The 18936-nt window shown below is 44.5% G+C and carries 19 protein-coding genes; 1 reads left to right on the forward strand and 18 read right to left on the reverse strand.

Annotated features, from left to right (window positions below; translation table 11 throughout):
- The 18 genes from purF to ABXT42_RS06505 form a co-directional block, all read right to left on the reverse strand.
- Nucleotides 1-1521: an amidophosphoribosyltransferase gene (gene purF, locus ABXT42_RS06420; protein ID WP_443627324.1), complete on the reverse strand. Its 1521-nt coding sequence runs from the start codon at nt 1519-1521 to the stop codon at nt 1-3.
- A gap of 24 nt (nt 1522-1545) precedes the next feature.
- Nucleotides 1546-2055, reverse strand: coding sequence for a CvpA family protein (locus tag ABXT42_RS06425; RefSeq protein ID WP_443627325.1), 510 nt, complete (start codon nt 2053-2055; stop codon nt 1546-1548).
- Between the two features lie 59 nt (nt 2056-2114).
- A complete protein-coding gene (locus tag ABXT42_RS06430) occupies nt 2115-2714 on the reverse strand; it encodes an SPOR domain-containing protein (protein ID WP_443627326.1) in 600 nt (199 codons plus the stop codon).
- Between the two features lie 34 nt (nt 2715-2748).
- On the reverse strand, nt 2749-4038 hold the full coding sequence (gene folC / locus ABXT42_RS06435; RefSeq protein WP_443627327.1) for a bifunctional tetrahydrofolate synthase/dihydrofolate synthase: 1290 nt from the start codon (nt 4036-4038) through the stop codon (nt 2749-2751).
- A gap of 5 nt (nt 4039-4043) precedes the next feature.
- Nucleotides 4044-4928: an acetyl-CoA carboxylase, carboxyltransferase subunit beta gene (gene accD / locus ABXT42_RS06440; RefSeq protein ID WP_443627328.1), complete on the reverse strand. Its 885-nt coding sequence runs from the start codon at nt 4926-4928 to the stop codon at nt 4044-4046.
- A 49-nt stretch (nt 4929-4977) separates the two neighbouring features.
- Nucleotides 4978-5787, reverse strand: a complete 810-nt coding sequence (trpA, locus tag ABXT42_RS06445) for a tryptophan synthase subunit alpha (RefSeq protein WP_443627329.1) — start codon at nt 5785-5787, stop codon at nt 4978-4980.
- A gap of 11 nt (nt 5788-5798) precedes the next feature.
- On the reverse strand, nt 5799-7001 hold the full coding sequence (gene trpB, locus ABXT42_RS06450) for a tryptophan synthase subunit beta (protein ID WP_443627330.1): 1203 nt from the start codon (nt 6999-7001) through the stop codon (nt 5799-5801).
- Nucleotides 6994-7674 carry a phosphoribosylanthranilate isomerase gene (locus tag ABXT42_RS06455; protein WP_443627331.1) on the reverse strand — a complete coding sequence of 227 codons (681 nt, stop codon included), beginning with the start codon at nt 7672-7674 and terminating at the stop codon, nt 6994-6996. Before ABXT42_RS06455 ends, trpB begins: the two co-directional genes overlap by 8 nt.
- 104 nt (nt 7675-7778) lie before the next feature.
- Complete coding sequence (truA, locus tag ABXT42_RS06460; RefSeq protein WP_443627332.1) at nt 7779-8630, reverse strand: tRNA pseudouridine(38-40) synthase TruA; 852 nt, start codon at nt 8628-8630, stop codon at nt 7779-7781.
- Between the two features lie 123 nt (nt 8631-8753).
- A complete protein-coding gene (locus ABXT42_RS06465) occupies nt 8754-10328 on the reverse strand; it encodes a FimV/HubP family polar landmark protein (protein WP_443629458.1) in 1575 nt (524 codons plus the stop codon).
- Nucleotides 10329-10415: 87 nt separating this feature from the next.
- Nucleotides 10416-11528: an aspartate-semialdehyde dehydrogenase gene (gene asd, locus ABXT42_RS06470; RefSeq protein WP_443627333.1), complete on the reverse strand. Its 1113-nt coding sequence runs from the start codon at nt 11526-11528 to the stop codon at nt 10416-10418.
- 59 nt (nt 11529-11587) lie between these two features.
- Nucleotides 11588-12670: a 3-isopropylmalate dehydrogenase gene (gene leuB / locus ABXT42_RS06475; protein ID WP_443627334.1), complete on the reverse strand. Its 1083-nt coding sequence runs from the start codon at nt 12668-12670 to the stop codon at nt 11588-11590.
- Between the two features lie 59 nt (nt 12671-12729).
- On the reverse strand, nt 12730-13371 hold the full coding sequence (gene leuD, locus ABXT42_RS06480; RefSeq protein ID WP_443627335.1) for a 3-isopropylmalate dehydratase small subunit: 642 nt from the start codon (nt 13369-13371) through the stop codon (nt 12730-12732).
- 25 nt (nt 13372-13396) lie between these two features.
- Complete coding sequence (leuC, locus tag ABXT42_RS06485; RefSeq protein WP_443627336.1) at nt 13397-14818, reverse strand: 3-isopropylmalate dehydratase large subunit; 1422 nt, start codon at nt 14816-14818, stop codon at nt 13397-13399.
- 157 nt (nt 14819-14975) lie between these two features.
- Complete coding sequence (locus tag ABXT42_RS06490) at nt 14976-15311, reverse strand: hypothetical protein (RefSeq protein WP_443627337.1); 336 nt, start codon at nt 15309-15311, stop codon at nt 14976-14978.
- Nucleotides 15312-15335: 24 nt separating this feature from the next.
- Entirely contained in the window at nt 15336-15851 is a 516-nt protein-coding gene (locus ABXT42_RS06495) for a hypothetical protein (protein ID WP_443627338.1), read from the reverse strand.
- 273 nt (nt 15852-16124) lie between these two features.
- Nucleotides 16125-16640: a hypothetical protein gene (locus ABXT42_RS06500; RefSeq protein WP_443627339.1), complete on the reverse strand. Its 516-nt coding sequence runs from the start codon at nt 16638-16640 to the stop codon at nt 16125-16127.
- A 176-nt stretch (nt 16641-16816) separates the two neighbouring features.
- Nucleotides 16817-17770, reverse strand: coding sequence for a hypothetical protein (locus ABXT42_RS06505; RefSeq protein WP_443627340.1), 954 nt, complete (start codon nt 17768-17770; stop codon nt 16817-16819).
- Nucleotides 17771-17956: 186 nt separating this feature from the next.
- On the opposite strand from ABXT42_RS06505, the gene ABXT42_RS06510 reads away from it, so the two are divergent.
- Nucleotides 17957-18832, forward strand: a complete 876-nt coding sequence (locus tag ABXT42_RS06510; protein ID WP_443627341.1) for a LysR family transcriptional regulator — start codon at nt 17957-17959, stop codon at nt 18830-18832.
- The last annotated feature ends 104 nt before the right edge of the window (nt 18833-18936 follow it).

Below are 18936 nucleotides of genomic sequence, written 5' to 3' on the forward strand. Positions count from 1 at the left end.
CTACAAATTGCTCTGCATGTTAGTTGCCTTGGACGCATCATCATCAATCACATCGATTTTGTGTTGGGCCTGATCGTTACGCTCAGATTCTAAATTATCCAAATAAGCCTCATCCACGTCACCTGTCACATACTTTCCATCAAATACCGAACAATCAAAGTTAGCAATATCACTACCGCCACCTTGGGTTGAACGAATCAAATCGGGAAGATCTTGGTAAATCATCCGGTCAGCTCCAATGATTTCTCCCACTTCTTCGTCAGTACGACCATAAGCGACTAATTCATCTACAGATGGCATATCAATACCATAGACGTTGGGGAAACGGACAGCAGGTGCTGCAGATGCAAAGTACACCTTTTTAGCCCCCATTTCTCGTGCCATTTCGATAATTAACGTAGATGTAGTACCACGTACTATAGAGTCATCTACTAGTAAAACATTCTTACCACGAAACTCAAGCTCGATAGGGTTGAGCTTTTGCCGTACAGACTTTTGGCGCTGGGTTTGGCCTGGCATAATAAACGTGCGGCCAATGTAGCGGTTTTTTATATAACCTTCACGTAACTTCACCCCAAGCTTACTAGCAAGCTCAACAGCTGAAGTGCGGCTTGTATCTGGGATTGGAATCACCACGTCAATGTCATGATCAGGCCAATCTCGCAAAATCTTATCTGCTAGATATTCACCCATTTTCAGGCGTGCTTTATACACCGAGATGCCATCCATCACAGAGTCAGGCCTAGCTAAATACACATACTCAAACAGACAAGGAGACAATACGGGGTCTTCTGCACACTGGCGAGTGAACACAGCGCCAGATTCAGTAATATAGATACACTCACCAGGGTCTAAGTCACGAACCATGGTGTAGCCTGCAGAATCTAGCGCCACACTTTCTGAAGCCACCATATATTCTGTGCCTTGTTCAGACTCACGTTTGCCATAACACAAAGGACGGATACCAAATGGGTCACGCATTCCTACGATGCCGATGCCTGTGATCATAGCAATCACTGCATAACCACCCTTACAACGTCGATGAACTTGACGCACAGCATAAAAAATATCTTCTTCACTAGGCACTAACTGCCCTATACGTTGAAGCTCATGGGCAAACACGTTAAGCAATACTTCAGAATCTGAATTAGTATTAACATGACGCAAATCGGCTTTAAAAATACTTTCAGATAGCTGCGCAGCGTTAGTTAAGTTGCCGTTATGTGCTAAGGCAATGCCATAAGGTGAGTTAACATAGAAAGGCTGTGCTTCAGCAGCGCTAGAGCTACCGGCAGTGGGATAACGCACATGGCCAATACCCATATTACCCACTAAACGACGCATATGGCGAGTACGGAATACGTCTCGTACTAAGCCATTATCCTTACGTAGAAAAAACTTGCCCTCATGGCAAGTCACCATACCTGCAGCATCCTGGCCACGGTGTTGTAAAAAAGTCAGGGCATCATAGATTTCCTGATTAACGTAAGACTTGGCAACAATACCAACGATACCACACATGCTTAAACCCTCATTGCAACGCTATTATAGCGCTGGCTGAAACATATCCAGTAAGCCAGAGGCACTACTAGACATTTTATAGGACCACTCATCTACCAAGATAAAGTGAGGAATAATCAAAGAACTTTGCCACCATTGGTCATTACTTACTGGTGTTAGAGATAATAAAGACACCAGAACAATAACCAACAATCCACCACGAACAATACCAAAGACCATACCAAACAAGCGGTCGGTACCAGATAACCCTGTGGCAGATACTAAACGAGAAAACACATTATTAATCAAAGCGCCCACCACTAAAGTGGCAGCAAACAAAATAGCAAACGCCGCGATCAAGCGAAACTGAGGCTGATCAATCCAATCCACCATAAAATTGCTTAACTTAAAGGAAAATAATCGTGCAACAAAAAAAGCAGCTACCCAGCTAGCTAACGACAAGAGTTCCTTAACAAAACCACGCAGTAATCCAAATATGCAAGAAGCACTAATAATAGCAACGAGGATCCAGTCAAAAACGTTGAGGCTTTCCATATTTAACCTTGATTAACGAAATAATAAAATACTTAACTCATTGTATACAGCGCGCCTACTTAAGGCTTTGCTACTTCATATAAGATGACTAAGCTGTTCATTTTAAACTTGGTATCTATTTGTTTTTTTAAGGCTTCAGCCTTTGACCTATTAAGCTCTGGGCCTACCAGCACTTTAAATAATTTTCCATTAGGTATGATATAAGCAGAAAACCCTGCTTTGAGCACTTTGTCTTTTAAACGAATCGCATTAGACTGATTACCAAAACTACCCAATTGAACCGCCCAACCATTAGGTAAGCCTTGTGCATTTAACAGGCTATCATCTTGTTTAGGTTTGGTTTTTGCAACGCTAGGCGCCGGCGCTTTTGGTTTGGCGGCTTTGGCTGCTTTGGGTTGAACGATTGTTTCAACCACAGTTGAAGAATCCTTGGTAAGAGAAATGGGACTTAGCTCAAGCACTTGCATATCACTGGGGTTAACAGTCAAATCTATACCAGTGCCGGGCGTCGCATCTATTAACTCAAAGGTGCTAGAGGGCATTGCAGGTGGTTTTTGAGTGGTTTGGTAGTCTTCTAACCCTGCGCCATCTAACCAAAATGGTAAAATGATCACAGCCAGACTTAACAGCATTAAACTTCCTACTATGCGATGTTTCACTGTTGCCTCCATTAATATTTTTCCTTCATTACCATCACTTGGGTTGGGTTAAGGTCAATATTTCACCTACTGTAACGAATGAGCCAAACACTATAATTGTGTCATTTGGAGCAGCGACCTTTAGCGCTTCACTAAAAGCTTCAAGGGGCGTATTAAAAACAGCCACTTGGTTTGCGTTAACGCCATTGCTTGTGACTTGTTCGGCAAGCACTTGGCTTGATAAGCCTCGCACGCCTTCACTTGTCGCTAGCATCCATACGTCAAAACTATCTTTTAAAGTAGTAATGACTTGTTTGTAGTCCTTGTCGCCTAACATCGCCAATACTGCGATAGCTTTACCTTCATTTGCCTCAAGCGCTAATGTAGCGGCTAAATTTTTGGCCGCGTGAGGGTTATGAGCCACATCTAAAATAACCTGCTTACCTTGCCACTGGAGCCTTTGAAAGCGACCTATTAAACGGGCCTTGGCCAGACCTAAAGTAATATCACAAGGTTTTATATCAAAGGTTATACAGTTAACTGCCTGCACCACAGCCGCCATATTCATAGATGGCAAGTTGGTTTTAGGTAACTCAATAAGCAAACCTTGGGTATTAGACCAAGTATCATTTTCAACTTTAAAGTCGATGCCGTTTTGTAAGCACTGCGCGTTAATCTCTTGAGCATACTCAGACACAGATGAGGGACAATCCACAGCGCCTACAACACCACCAACAATAGCTGTTTTATGAGCCCGATAGATACCTGCTTTTTCACGTCCGATAAGGTCTATGTTATAACCTAACCAGTCCACATGATCTATAGCAATGCTAGTGACAATAGCCACATCAGCATCAATCAGATTAACCGCATCCAAACGGCCACCTAAACCTATTTCTAGCACAGCAACGTCTAAGTCTGCTCGTTGCATCAGATCAAATGCCAACAACGCATTAAACTCAAAATAAGTAAGCTGTGTGGCTACATCATTAGCATCATAGCGGGCTTTATTGACTCGTTCAAAACTAGCACATAGAGCTTTGTCATCTATTGGCTTTCCCTGAAACTGAATACGCTCATTAAAGTGCATAAAGTGAGGAGAGGTCAGGCTGGCATAAGATAAACCAGCTTGATCTAAAATAGCGCTCAAAAAAGCTACCGTGGAGCCTTTGCCATTTGTACCAGCTACCGTAATCACTTGTTTGGCTATAGGGGTATTTTTCAGCAGGCGTTTAGACACTTGTCGAATGCGCTCAAGGCCCATATCAATTTCATGGCTTGGATGCTGCTGCTCTAACCAAGACAACCAATCGCTGACTTGGTTAAAGGACAATGTTTGTGACATAAAGATTAGGCTTCAATAACAGGTGCAGGCTTTTGGGTCATCGCAGATAACAAACGCGCTACAGTAGCACGCAGCTCATGCCTTGAAACGATCATATCAATGGCTCCATGCTCTAGCAAAAACTCACTTTTTTGAAAACCTTCAGGTAAGGTTTCACGCACTGTTTGTTCTATAACACGAGGCCCAGCAAAGCCCATGCGTGCGCCTGGCTCGGCAATATTCAAATCGCCAAGCATGGCCAAACTTGCTGACACACCACCATAAACAGGGTCTGTAAGCACAGAAAAATAAGGCACACCTTGCTGCTTTAACTTTTCTAAAGCTGCGCTGGTTTTAGCCATTTGAAATAAAGAGGTTAATGCTTCTTGCATACGAGCACCGCCAGAAGCCGAGAAGCATACTAGCGGAATACCCTGCTCCATACTCACATTTGCAGCCCGTACAAAACGTTCGCCAACTACAGCGCCCATAGAGCCACCTAAAAAGTTAAATTCAAAGGCTACTGCTACTATATCTAGGCCTAATAATTTGCCCTTCATAGCCACAAGAGCATCTTTTTCTTCTGTGGCTTTTTGAGCCGCAGACAAACGATCTTTGTATTTTTTAACGTCTTTAAACTTTAACTTATCAACCGGCTCTATTTCTGCTGCGATTTCGGTTGTTGAATGAGCATCCAAAAACATGGTCAAACGCTCTCGCGCTGGCACACGCATGTGGTGTTCACACTTAGTGCACACCTCTAAATTTTTTTCCAACTCTGGCTTGTACAAAGCGGCTGCGCATTTAGGGCACTTTTTCCATACACCTTCAGGAATATTGCTGCGTCGGTCCTTATTACCTAAGGTTGTTAAAATACCAGCAGGTACAATTTTATCTAACCAGCTACTCATAGCTTCTCCCATCGTGACTTATGGTCACGGTGTTGGCGTATTATATTTATTAAACAGCTGCATCCATGGCTTGACGCATTTCTGACAAGGTAGCGACCACTTGGGCACAGCCTTTGGCTGGGTCATTAGCATTGTCACCTAGGGCATTAACCAGCACACTGCCTACCACAACCCCATCTGCAATTTGAGACACACGGGCTGCAGAAGCTGCATCCTTGATACCAAAACCTACACCCAGTGGCAGCTTAGTATGCTGTTTTACCAAGTCTAGCTTTTGTTCCACGGCGACTGTATCTATTGACGCCCCACCTGTCACACCCTTTAGTGAGACATAGTAAAGGTATCCACTGCCTACGGCACAGATTTTCTTAATACGCTCTTCTGTGGTGGTGGGAGTAATGAGGAAGATGGCATCAAGCCCAGCTTGACGAAGATTCTTAGCAAAGTCTGCACTCTCTTCTGGTGGCAGGTCTACCAATAAAACACCATCTAGATCCACTTCTTTAGCTGCAGCTACAAAGGTATCATAGCCCATCTTTTCTACAGTATTTAAATAGCCCATCAATACCACAGGAGTAGTGCTGTTGTCTTGCCTAAACTCTGCCACCATCGCCAAAATCATAGCCAATGAGGTATTATGAGACAAGGCTCTTTCACACGCTAGTTGAATTACTGGGCCATCGGCCATTGGGTCTGAAAATGGAATACCCAGCTCTATAAGGTCGGCACCCACAGACACCATTTGGTGCATTAAACCTACAGTGACCTGCGGGTTTGGATCCCCTGCAGTCACGTAGGGGATAAGAGCTTGGCGACCCTGTGCCTTTAGTGCACTAAAACACGCTTCAATACGACTCATGATCTATTTCCTTATACTTCAATGCCGTCGATATCAGCGACGGTTTGCATATCTTTATCACCACGGCCAGACAGGTTAACCACTATGGTTTGATCTGGACGCATTTGCGAAGCCATTTTACAGGCATAAGCCACTGCATGGCTTGATTCTAGCGCTGGAATAATTCCTTCTAGCAAGCATAGCTCCCTAAAAGAGTGCAGCGCTTCATCATCTGTAGCCACTACGTATTCAGCACGGCCAATATCTTTTAGGTAAGAGTGCTCTGGCCCAACACCAGGGTAATCCAAGCCAGCAGAAACTGAATGGGTGCCTAAAATCTGACCATTGTCGTCACTCATTAAATAAGTGCGGTTGCCATGTAATACGCCCGGTGTGCCGTCGCTCAAAGGTGCAGCGTGTTGACCAGTCTCTAGACCTTTACCACCTGCTTCTACACCAATAAGACGCACGTCTTTATCATCGATAAAGGGGTGGAAAATACCAATAGCGTTTGAACCACCACCCACACAAGCCACAACTGCATCAGGCAATTTACCTGTTTGCTCAAGGCTTTGACGGCGGGCTTCGCGACCCATAATACTTTGGAAATCACGCACCAACTTAGGGTATGGGTGTGGGCCAGCGGCCGTGCCAATAATGTAGTAGGTATTGTCTACATTGGTTACCCAATCACGCATGGCTTCATTAAGTGCATCTTTAAGGGTTTGTGTACCTGAAGTTACACCCACTACCTTGGCCCCTAAAAGCTTCATGCGGTATACATTTTGAGCTTGTCGACGAATATCTTCAACACCCATGTAAACCACACATTCCAAACCTAAACGAGCTGCTACAGTAGCACTGGCCACGCCATGCTGACCTGCACCTGTTTCAGCAATAATGCGCGGCTTGCCCATATGCTTGGCTAACAGCGCTTGGCCAATAGTGTTGTTAATCTTGTGCGCACCCGTGTGGTTCAAATCTTCACGTTTAAGATAGATTTGTGCCCCGCCATACTTTTGCGTCAAACGTTTAGCAAGATACAAAGGCGATGGGCGACCAACATAGTGAGCCATGTCTAAGTCAAATTCAGCCTGAAACTCCGGGCTTTGCCATAAACGATCGTAAGTATCACGCAAATCGTCTAAGGCTGCGAAAAGGGTTTCTGATACAAAACGTCCGCCGTAGGGGCCAAAATGGCCATCAGCGTCTGGCAATGATGTTGCATTAGTCACTTGAGGTTCCTTTTATTTCAACATGGTTTAACAATAATGATGGTGAATTTAGTAAATAAGGTTTCGCTTGGTTCATAAACGCCGTAATTTTAGCACGATCTTTAACACCTTTGTGGCTTTCAACACCGCCACTGACATCAATGGCCCACGGGTTAACCTGACGTATAGCCTGCTGTACATTGTGGCAATCAATACCCCCTGCTAACACCACATCTTGAGCGATATCTGCAGGAATACGGTGCCAATCAAACTGATCTCCTGTGCCCCCTGGCACACCAGCCTTGTAGGCATCTAATAACAAACCTTGGGCACGGCTATAATGTTGCCTTTGCTCATGTAAATCAATGTTTGGACGCATGCGCACTGCTTTGATCCAAGGCAACTGAAACTGGTTGCAAAACTCTGGAGATTCATCACCGTGAAACTGCAGTAAGGATAGTGGCACTTCTTGCAAAATATCATCTATCTGTGCAGCACTGGCGTCTACAAACAAACCCACACAAGAAACAAAAGGCGGCAACGCATGGGCTATTTTTGCAGCAGTAGGTGTATCTACAGAACGTGGACTTGGGGGGTAAAAAACCAGTCCAATAGCATCCACGCCAGCTTGAGCAGCAAAAACAGCATCACTTGCTTGGCGAAGGCCACACATTTTTACGCGGGGTTGAGTCACAATAAGTCGCAGTTATTTATCAGTAATAGGCTAAAAAACATACCCTAATGGTATCAGATAATAATGCCTAATGGCGTACTATATAAGCTCATTAGTATACTCTTTTAACGATTCATCCAAGGTGCAAGGAAATGTGGGCCTAAAGGAGCCTTTGGCAACCCAAAAGCATCATCATACTCGGCATTTACGAAATACAAACCATAAGGAGCTGCCGTTGCTGCACTGGCCCTTCGATCTTTGGCCAACAACACTTCCAACGCCCACTCTGGAGAGGCTTGCCCAGTTCCAATTTTCATCAGCAAACCTGCCAAATTACGAATCATATGCTGCAAAAAGGCATTGGCACGCACATCCAATACAATGTAATCCCCTGCACCAATCACGTTGAGGTGATGTATGGTACGGATGGGGTTATTGGCCTGGCAAGAAGCCGCCCGAAAAGAACTAAAATCGTGAGTTCCAAGCAAATAAGATGCCGCTTGTTGCATTTTGGTAATGTCTAAAGGACGATAATTCCAGCTCACCTCTTTATCCATCAGTGCAGGCCGCATGGGGTGGTTATAAATTACATAGCGATACTGTCGCGCTGTAGCACTAAAACGTGCATGGAACTTTTCATCCACCACCTGCGCCCATTGCACCGCTACATCGTCTGGCAAATGCATATTGCCACCATGTGTCCAAGCGCGCATAGGCCTTTGTGCACTGGTGTCAAAATGCACCACTTGAGCACTGGCATGTACACCTGCATCTGTGCGGCCAGCACACATCACTTTGATGGGCTCATTAGCCACCAAACTTAATGCATCTTCTAGTTTTTCTTGCACACTTATATGACCATGGGGTTGGCGCTGCCAACCGTGATAATGGCGGCCATTATAAGCAATGCCTAAAGCGATGCGCTGCTGCCCTGTTGCTAGAAACTCGGAAGGATCCGCTTCAAATTGTGTGGTCATAAACGTGATACTTTTCTAGATTGTGTATTTGATCTTTAAGGCACATAACGCCCTATATAAGGCCCATATAATAATTAACATCTGGCAGGTGATTACTTTAACAACAGCACCTACAAATGTAACCTAAGCTTTATCAATGGTAGCTAGTAACTGGCGAGCCTGGGCTTGCTGATCTGCATTACCCTTGTTAATGACTTCTTGGAGTATGTCTATGGCTGTTTGTACTTCACCCATGTCTTTGTAACTAGAGGCTAAAAACAGCTTAGTATCCATGTCTGCTTCGTGAGACAGGTATTCAACTGGCTCATCCGCATCGTTGGGCATAGGTCCGTGGCCCGCTAACATGTCGTTAACGTCGTTAGTTAAGCTAGCCCGAGATACATTAATCTGTGTATTTAGAGCTTTGTCTGTAGCACGCGACTGCGCTTGGGCTTGTGTGACTTTTGGTTTGACTTTGCGTGCCTTTTTGCCACGTGTAAAAGCCCACCATAGTGCCCCCAAAATAAAGACGATGAGCATAAACAATAAAAGTATTATGTGTTCTGTAGTTAACCTGCCAGCAGTGCTTTTTTCCAGCATTGGCAGGGCCTCTGGAGATTTTTCAGCCTGTTCAATCAGTGCAGCTTTTTTATCAGCCAATACTAGCTGGGCTGCTTTGGCTTGTTTAAGCTCCTGAGCTCTTTTAGCCTGCTCGACTTCCTTAGCTTCCTTAGCTTCTTTAGCTTCCTTGGCTTCTTTAGCTTCCTTGGCTTCTTGGGCTAGCTTAGCTGTTTCAGCTTGCTTAAGCTTTTGAGTGGTTTTTTCTACTTTTGCTTTTGCTTCTGCTTGCTCAACAAGTCGTTTTTTTTGTTGTGCTAACTTCAGGTCATTTTGTGTAATGGCTAGCGTTTTTTCTACTTGCAATAGGTCTTTTTGAGCTTCGTTTAGCTGCCCACGTGTAGCTTGAAAGGTTTGCCCTAAGGCTTGCATGTCGGCTGCTATTACACTGCGCTGATCATTTAGGGCTTTAAGTTCTTGCTCTTGCTTTACCACACCCTGTGCCAAATTTTGATTAGTGGTGGCCAAAAGCTCTTGCTGGGAAAACGCTTTAGTTTGGTTGGCCTTTAGCTGGTTCACCTGAGTTTGTAACACGTTAGATTGGGTCGCTAAGGCGTTTAGCGTGTTTTGCTGATCTTGCACTTGCTGCTGCAACTTAGCCGCTTGCACATTTTGTGGGTCTGGCTGTGCAATCGCTGGTTTTTGCGAGACAGGTTTAAATGAACTCACAGTAGCTGATGCAGGCACTAACGTATCATAAACCGCTTTTGCCTGCCTTGTAGTTAAGGCACCAAGCTGGCTGCGCGTGGGCATACGTAGCTTTGTATTAGCATACAAAACACTAATATCACCCTGCCTAAAGGCCTTTGGGTTTATTTGATACAGGCTCATTACCGTTTGCCATGGATTAAAACCCTTGGGAGTATGGTTTACGGCGATACGCCATAGGGTTGTATCTGGCTTTACTAGCACCAACGTTGGCATCATTGCTAAAGCATTGGTGTCTGTTGCGGTGGTTTGAGCAGTTACCGCTATGTTGGTAACTGTTCCTGTCGTATTTTCAATGGCATTATCAGTGTCAGCTGCCAAAACACTGGCGCTTAGCACAAGGCTTGCCAGGCCAAAAAGGCGGATACATCGCTTGGTGTTTGTGGATAACATAGACACTATTTATTACCTTTTAATAACGATGATCACTACTTTAATGGAAAAAAGGCGCCTAAGCGCCTTTTTTCTACGTTTTAGCAGTTATGCTTCTAGCAAAATACGCAACATCCTTCGCAAAGGCTCAGCTGCACCCCATAAAAGCTGGTCGCCCACAGTGAAGGCCGACAAATACTCTGGCCCCATATTAAGCTTGCGCAGGCGGCCTACAGGCACAGTCATGGTGCCTGTCACTTTAGCTGGCGTAAGCTGCGCCATGGTGATATCACGGTCGTTGGGAATCACTTTAACCCAATCATTAGCCTTGGCAAGCATGTCTTCTATTTCGTCCATTGGCACGTTTTGCTTCATTTTTATAGTCAATGCCTGACTATGACAACGCATGGCACCTACGCGCACACATAATCCATCTACTGGGATAATGTCTTTAGTGCGGCCTAGTATTTTATTTGTTTCAGCTTGAGCCTTCCATTCTTCACGGCTTTGGCCATTGTCTAGCTGAGAGTCGATCCAAGGAATCAAGCTACCTGCCAATGGCGCGCCAAACTGGCTAGCGTCGTTGTCATTGGCATTAATGGCAAGAGACACTTTGCGATCTATTTCTAAAATGGCAGAAGCTGGATCTGCAAGCTCACCAGAAACAGAATCACGAATGTAGCCCATTTGATTTAATAGCTCACGCATATGACGAGCACCACCACCTGAGGCAGATTGGTAGGTCATGGCTGACATCCACTGAATTTGATCTGCAGCAAATAACCCACCTAACGCCATCATCATAAGGCTTACTGTGCAGTTGCCGCCTATAAAGTCTGTTTTTCCATGGGCTAAGGCTTGGTCAATCACATCACGGTTTACAGGGTCTAGCACTATCACGCTGTCATCTACCATGCGCAAACTAGACGCGGCGTCTATCCAATAACCTTTCCACCCTGCGCTACGCAACGGCCCAAACACACGATCAGTATAGTCGCCGCCTTGGCATGAGATAATAATATCCATGGTTTTAAGGGTTTCAATGTCGTGAGCATCTTGTAATACCGGCGTGTCTACACCAAAGTCAGGCGCCGCTTGGCCTGCTTGAGAGGTGGTGAAAAACACTGGCTCGATTAGTTTTAAATCGTTTTCTTCTTGCATCCGTTGCATCAATACCGACCCAACCATACCGCGCCAACCTACCAGTCCTACACGCTTCATTTCCTTAACCCTTTTATGATAAATGTTCTAAAATTAATACTATTTAATAGTAATCTATACTAGCTATTAAGTAACGCAGAAACTACCGCATCACCCATGGTTTTTGTGTCTACTTCTTGGTTGCCAAGCGCACAAATGTCTGGCGTGCGCAGACCTTGGTCTAGCACCACACTCACCGCCTTTTCTATGGCATCAGCGGCGGCGCTTTCTTTTAAGGTATAACGTAACATCATGGCGGCGGATAGAATAGTAGCCAATGGGTTAGCTTTTCCTTGGCCTGCGATGTCTGGAGCAGAGCCATGGCAAGGCTCATACATGCCTTTACCCGCCTCATCTAAAGACGCCGATGGCAACATGCCAATAGAACCCGTAAGCATGGCTGCCGCGTCTGACAATATATCGCCAAACATGTTACCTGTTACCATAACGTCAAATTGTTTGGGCGCGCGCACTAGCTGCATAGCAGCGTTGTCTACATACATGTGGCTTAGTGTGACATCTGGATAATCTGCAGCCATTTCTTCCATTATTTCACGCCACAGCACAGTGACTTCTAATACGTTGGCTTTATCGACAGAACACAATCTGCCACCGCGGGCACGAGCTGCTTCAAAAGCCACCTTACCAATGCGACGAATCTCTGATTCTGCATACACATAGGTGTTATAGCCTTGGCGTTCACCGTTTTCTAGCACACGAATGCCGCGGGGCTGGCCAAAATAAATGCCCCCGGTAAGCTCACGTACAATAAGAATATCTAAACCCGATACAATTTCAGGCTTTAAACTAGAAGCATCAGCTAGCTGTGGGTACAAAATAGCGGGTCGTAAATTGCCAAATAAGTTTAAGTTTGAACGCAACCCAAGCAAACCTTTTTCAGGACGTATGGCCATATCTAGGCCATCCCACTTAGGCCCGCCTACTGCGCCCAATAGAATAGCATCAGCCGCTTTAGCTGCCTCCAATGTGGCCTCAGGTAGTGGGCCACCCGTTGCATCAATGGCACTACCACCCACTAAAGCATTGCTTATGTTTAAACCCAAATTAAATTTTCCATCAACAATGTGTAATACCTTTTGCGCTTCAGCTACAATTTCGGGGCCAATGCCATCGCCTGCTAAAACCAATATATTATGTGTCATGTCATTTATCTCTTTAAATTAGGTGCGTGTGTTATGCATGCATGCAAACAGGTGTTATTTTATTTGGCAAATAACCAAGGTGCTTGTTGTTGGCGCTTTTGCTCATAGCGTTTAATGTTGTCGGCCTGCTCTAAAGTAAGGCCTATATCATCTAAGCCATTGAGCAAACAGTGACGCCTAAAGCTGTCTATATTAAAAGTAATATCGCCAGCACTAGAGCCTTGGATCACCCCCGCTTCCAAGTCTACGGTGAGCTCGAAACCTGATGTAGCTTGCGTATCTTCAAATAGCTGGTCTAATTGTTCACTTAAAAGTGTGATCGGTAAGATGCCGTTTTTAAAGCAGTTATTATAAAAAATATCCGCAAAACTTGGGGCTATTACGCAAGAAAAACCAAAATCTAACAACGCCCAAGGCGCATGTTCACGACTAGAGCCACAGCCAAAATTGTCTCTTGCTAAGAGAATCTTAGCACCTTTGTAGCGTGGTAAATTTAGCACAAAGTCAGGGTTAATGGGCCTTCCCGATGAATCTTGGTCAGGCTGCCCTTCATCTAAGTAGCGCAACTCATCAAAAAGATTAGGCCCAAAACCAGAGCGCTTAATCGACTTTAAAAACTGCTTTGGAATGATCATGTCTGTATCAACATTGGCTCTATCCAAAGGTGCGGTGATGCCTGTTAACTGTGTAAATGCTTGCATCTAATTACTGCTCCATGATCTGTTATCAATTAAACGTGCGTACGTCTACAAAATGTCCGGCAATAGCTGCGGCAGCTGCCATAGCAGGGCTCACTAAATGAGTGCGCCCACCAAAGCCTTGGCGGCCTTCAAAATTGCGGTTAGAGGTGGATGCGCAATGCTCCCCTGCGCCCAATTTATCAGCATTCATAGCCAAACACATAGAGCAGCCTGGCTCGCGCCATTCAAGTCCAGCATTGGTGAAAATAGTGTGCAAGCCTTCGGCTTCTGCTTGGGCCTTTACTAGACCAGAGCCTGGCACTACTAGCGCTTGCTTTAAGGTTTTAGCCACTTGGCGGCCCTCTACCACTGCAGCTGCAGCACGTAGGTCTTCAATACGGCTATTGGTGCAAGAGCCTATGAATACACGATCTAGCTGAATGTCTGTAATGGCTTGATCAGCCTTTAGCCCCATGTATTCAAGCGCACGAGCCATGCCCGAGGCTTTAGCTGCGTCTTTTTCTTTGGCGGGGTTGGGCACATTGCCAAACACAGGTAATACCATTTCAGGTGAGGTGCCCCAAGTGACTTGAGGCGCAATAGCAGCGCCGTCTAACACCACTACGTGGTCAAATTCGGCGTCTGCATCTGAGTGTAAATCTTGCCATGCTGCCACGGCTAAGTCCCAGTTTGCCCCTTTAGGAGAAAAAGGACGCCCTTCTACATAATCAATGGTAATTTGGTCTACCCCAACCATACCCACACGTGCACCGGCTTCAATGGCCATATTGCACACGGTCATGCGGCCTTCCATAGACATGCTTTCAAAGACATCACCACCAAACTCAATGGCATAGCCTGTGCCGCCAGCAGTGCCTATTACACCTATAATAGCCAACACCACGTCTTTAGGCGTGACACCCTCGCCAAGCTTGCCATCTACACGCACTAGCATGTTTTGAGATTTCTTTTGAATAAGGCACTGAGTCGCCAACACATGCTCCACCTCAGAGGTGCCAATGCCATGAGCCAATGCGCCCATAGCGCCGTGGGTGGCTGTATGAGAGTCACCACATACCACGGTCATGCCTGGTAGCGTAGCGCCTTGTTCTGGCCCTACCACGTGCACTATACCTTGGCGGGTGTCTTGCATTTTAAATTCGGTAATACCAAATTCATCACAGTTGTCACCCAAGGTAACCACTTGAATCTTAGACACTGGGTCTTCAATGCCATCAACGCCAATAGAGCGCTCATTTGAAGTAGTAGGCACATTGTGATCTGGCGTTGCCAAATTGGTGTCTATGCGCCATGGCTTGCGGCCCGCAATGCGCAGCCCTTCAAAGGCTTGAGGAGAAGTCACCTCGTGCAACAAATGACGATCAATATAGATTAAACAGCTGCCGTCATCTTGTTGTTTAACAAGATGTGCATCCCATAATTTGTCGTATAAAGTTTTACTAGCCATGTGTCATCCTGCATTTAGGTATGTAGGCCTTCATTATACCCATGCTTAAAGGATAACTCTAATTCCAATTTATTTATTTTATCATTCCATTTAGTTATCGATAACCACTTTATAGGCTGAATAGCACATATAGTAGTTATCGACATTAAAAGCATACTTAATTAAGAAGGTTATAGTCATTGTCGCCATTGTTTATATGCGTAAGTTCGGCTCTCATAAGATCCACCTTAGCTTCAACCTGCGCATCGGTGCCTTCAAAAACATTGGCTGACTTAAAATGAGAGCCATCGCTATCAAAGTCATCATTTTCGACAACATAAGCCTTATCTACCACCAATATGTTTTCATAAAACATACTAAAGTTGCCGTTGTCACCAGGAAACCCGCTGAACGAGTATTGCTCACCTGCATCATTGGTGTAAAGCCAATATAAATGCTGAGCATTTTCAAACGTGCCATCTACATGCCTTGCTCTTATCTCTAATGTTGCCATGATATTCTCCTTTTTAAACAACTGTTATTTGACCGTTCCACGCTTGGTGCCTGTGATATCCACAATTTTTGTAGCCGAATCATCCACCTCTATGTATAAAACCCAAACTACGTTAAACAGATTATCTGGGCTGTCGTGGTACCCAATTTTAAAAAACTTCTTCATCGCCACATCGCCCGCCCTTTCTGCATCTAAGCCAGACCCAATATCCACATAACTTTTTAGTTGCCAACTTGGTGTTTGCCTCGGCTTATCTTCAAAAGCTGAGGCACCTGCTTTTTGTAAAGTAACGCCCAGTGCTTTTACATCAGAGCCTTTGGGGTGCAAGGTGAGCAGCTCTTCACGTAGCGCTTCAAAGCCTTGTGGGTCGTATTTTTCGAAATAAAAACCGGGTTTAAAGTGGTTAAAAAAGTGAGAGTCAGCTTTGATAAAGCTGAAAATAAGCAGGCTAGCCAACACTATTCGGAAAAACAGCCCTAAGGAAAAAACCCTTTTCTTGGGGTGTTCATTACTCTCTTTTTTGAGTTGATCTTTTGTCATGTTAACGATGGTGATAACCCTTTAAAAACCTATCTAATCGTTATAGATTCTATTTAATGGTTTTGCAGAAAATAAGCCAAAAAATGTAGTTACGTGTTGTTTTACATTTTGGCCATTAGCAGTGAAGGTGGTGTATTGTGCATTGGGGGTGTTTGCGCTAGCTTATTGCGCATCGGCAGCTTCCTCTACCTTTTTTTCTGTGGATGCTTGGGCTTCTTTCTGCCTTGCTCTTATCTCTAATGTTGCCATGATATTCTCCTTTTTAAACAACTGTTATTTGACCGTTCCACGCTTGGTGCCTGTGATATCCACAATTTTTGTAGTCGAATCATCCACCTCTATGTATAAAACCCAAGCTACGTTAAACAGATTATCTGGGCTGTCGTGGTATCCAGAGGAAAAAAACTTCTTCATCGCCACATCGCCCGCCCTTTCTGCATCTAAGCCAGACCCAATATCCACATAACTTTTTAGTTGCCAACTTGGTGTTTGCCTCGGCTTATCTTCAAAAGCTGAGGCACCTGCTTTTTGTAAAGTAACGCCCAGTGCTTTTACATCAGAGCCTTTGGGGTGCAAGGTGAGCAGCTCTTCACGTAGCGCTTCAAAGCCTTGTGGGTCGTATTTTTCGAAATAAAAACCGGGTTTAAAGTGGTTGAAAAAGTGAGGGTCAGCTTTGATAAAGCTGAAAATAAGCAGGCTAGCCAACACTATTCGGAAAAACAGCCCTAAGGAAAAAATCCTTTTCTTGGGGTGTTCATTACTCTCTTTGTTGAGTTGATCTTTAGTCATGTTAACGATGGTGAAATTCCTTTAAAAACCTATCTAGTAGTTATAGAGCATGTTTGATAATTTGCAGAAAATAAGTAAGAAATATTTGGATTTCCTTTTATTATCCACTCAAATACTCATGCAAGGGTATTAGCTAGTCACCTTGCTATGATCCACCATTAAATTAAGCGATCTTTTTACTCGCCTAGTTTAAGTCTGTTCTTAGCTAAGTCGACTAAGTCATTACCGTAATTTTTCTTATAATATGCATGCAACTTTGCCACATATGCCTTTGGGAATTTGATGTGGTGCCGAAGGGGAATCTTCCATACTTTAGTGTCATAATATTGCGTGGGCACATTGTTCATGACTGATGCTTCTTTCACAACGAACTCTAAACGTTGGTTAGTTTTGTATTGAACCTCGTAGCAAGCATCTACGCTAAAAAAATCCATGCCATAGGCAAACTCTCGGTCAAAGGTTTCCAATTTAGCATAGCGTGCATTTAGGTTTTTCCTATCTAGGCCCGTTTTTTCATTATAGTCATTTACAAAATAGGCATTATCCAAACCTATCCGCGACGCATAGTTATTATGGTTTTTTGGGAAATTTTCATCATATGCCTGCTTCTGCTCCTTATTTTGATGGTTCAAAAAAAACGTGGATAAATGTCCTGCCAGTTGTCTAATCCCATGAGGGCTTTCATCTTTCCAAGGTAAATTGGCTTCTTTTTTAACGTAAAAATCAAAAAACCAAGATTGAATCGGTATGCAGGCGTTTGCATCACTAAAAAATCCACACATCGGGATATGACTAGTCACTATTTTGTATGCAATGGCTTCTGCCCCGATGAGTGAATCATCTACCCAGCGCTCTGGCATGCCAAACTGCTTGGCAAAGGCACTGGTCACTACCCACTGGTAAGGGTCTGGCGTGAAGATAGAGCCTCCAGCTGGGTGATCTATAGCTAGCTCTGTGAAAAGTTGATCGTGCGTTGCTGGTTGAAAATCAGCCTGCAAAGGCCCAGCAAACATTACTGCTAGGCTTAACAGGCCCAAACGCCATGACATAGTCATGCGTTTGGTGGGGTGCAACATCTGGCTTAATGCCATAGCGCTATCCTTATACTTTACTGTGGTTATTGTCTGCATTACTTGCTCCAGCGTAGTGATTTGTGAATATAGTATTCAATTTATATTGTGTGCTAAGGCCGTGTAGCCAGACACGCGCGCTTTAAAAACCTATCTAGTAGTTATAGACCATATTTGATAATTTGCAGAAAATAAGTAAGAAAAATTTGAATGTCGTTTTAAGGTTTAAACAGGTATTCTTTGGACATGGATAGTCTTGCATTAAAAGCCTTTATGGCGGTCGCCGAACATGGTTCGTTTTCACGCGCTGCAGATGAGCTGTTTCTCACCCAGCCTGCGGTGAGCAAGCGCATTGTGAAGCTAGAAAATCAGCTAAAAACCCAATTATTTGATCGCATTGGTCGCAGTGTGTCGCTCACTGTTGCAGGCCAGCATTTGTTGCCCAAAGCCAAGGCCATATTGGATGCCATGGACAACACCGCACACGAGCTCACAAATTTGTCAGGCTTGGTGGGTGGTAAGCTGCGCATTGCTACTAGCCACCACATAAGCTTGCACCGCTTGCCTGTGCCTTTAGCTAAGTTTATTGCCCTTTACCCTCAGGTAGAGCTGGACATTCAATTTGCAGAATCTGAAGTGATCTATGAAGGAGTGTTACAAGGCCGCTGGCAGCTGGGCATCATTACGCTTAATCCAGAGCCTCTTGCTCAGCTACAGCAAAAATCTATCTGGCAAGACACCATGCAGTTTGTGGCTGCACCTGATCACCCCCTTTGTAGCCAAGTTTGTGTAGATTTGTCTCAGCTAAGCAGCTTTCCTGCACTGCTAAGCAAATCCAACACCTTTACCCGTAGTATTATAGAGGGAGATTTTGAAAGACAACGCCTTGCACTAAATGTGGCTATGTCTACCAACCATTTAGACACCATTAGAATGATGGTAGGTATAGGCATGGGTTGGAGCGTTTTGCCCCACACTTTGATCAACTCACAAATTAAGGTCATCGACACATTGGCCCCGCCTATTATTAGACAATTAGGCTGTGTGTGGCACCCACAGCGCAGCTTATCCAACGCAGCGCAGGCGTTTATGGCGCTACTAGAAAAGTCTAAACTGGAGTAAGATTTTTGGGTGTGAACAATGCCTAATAAATATTCACTTACAACGCATTATGTTGTTCCCAATAGGGCAAACCTAGTTTAGAATGCGACAAATTAAATAGGTAT

Source organism: Candidatus Njordibacter sp. Uisw_002 (assembly GCF_047730155.1).
Classification (GTDB): domain Bacteria; phylum Pseudomonadota; class Gammaproteobacteria; order Pseudomonadales; family Balneatricaceae; genus Njordibacter.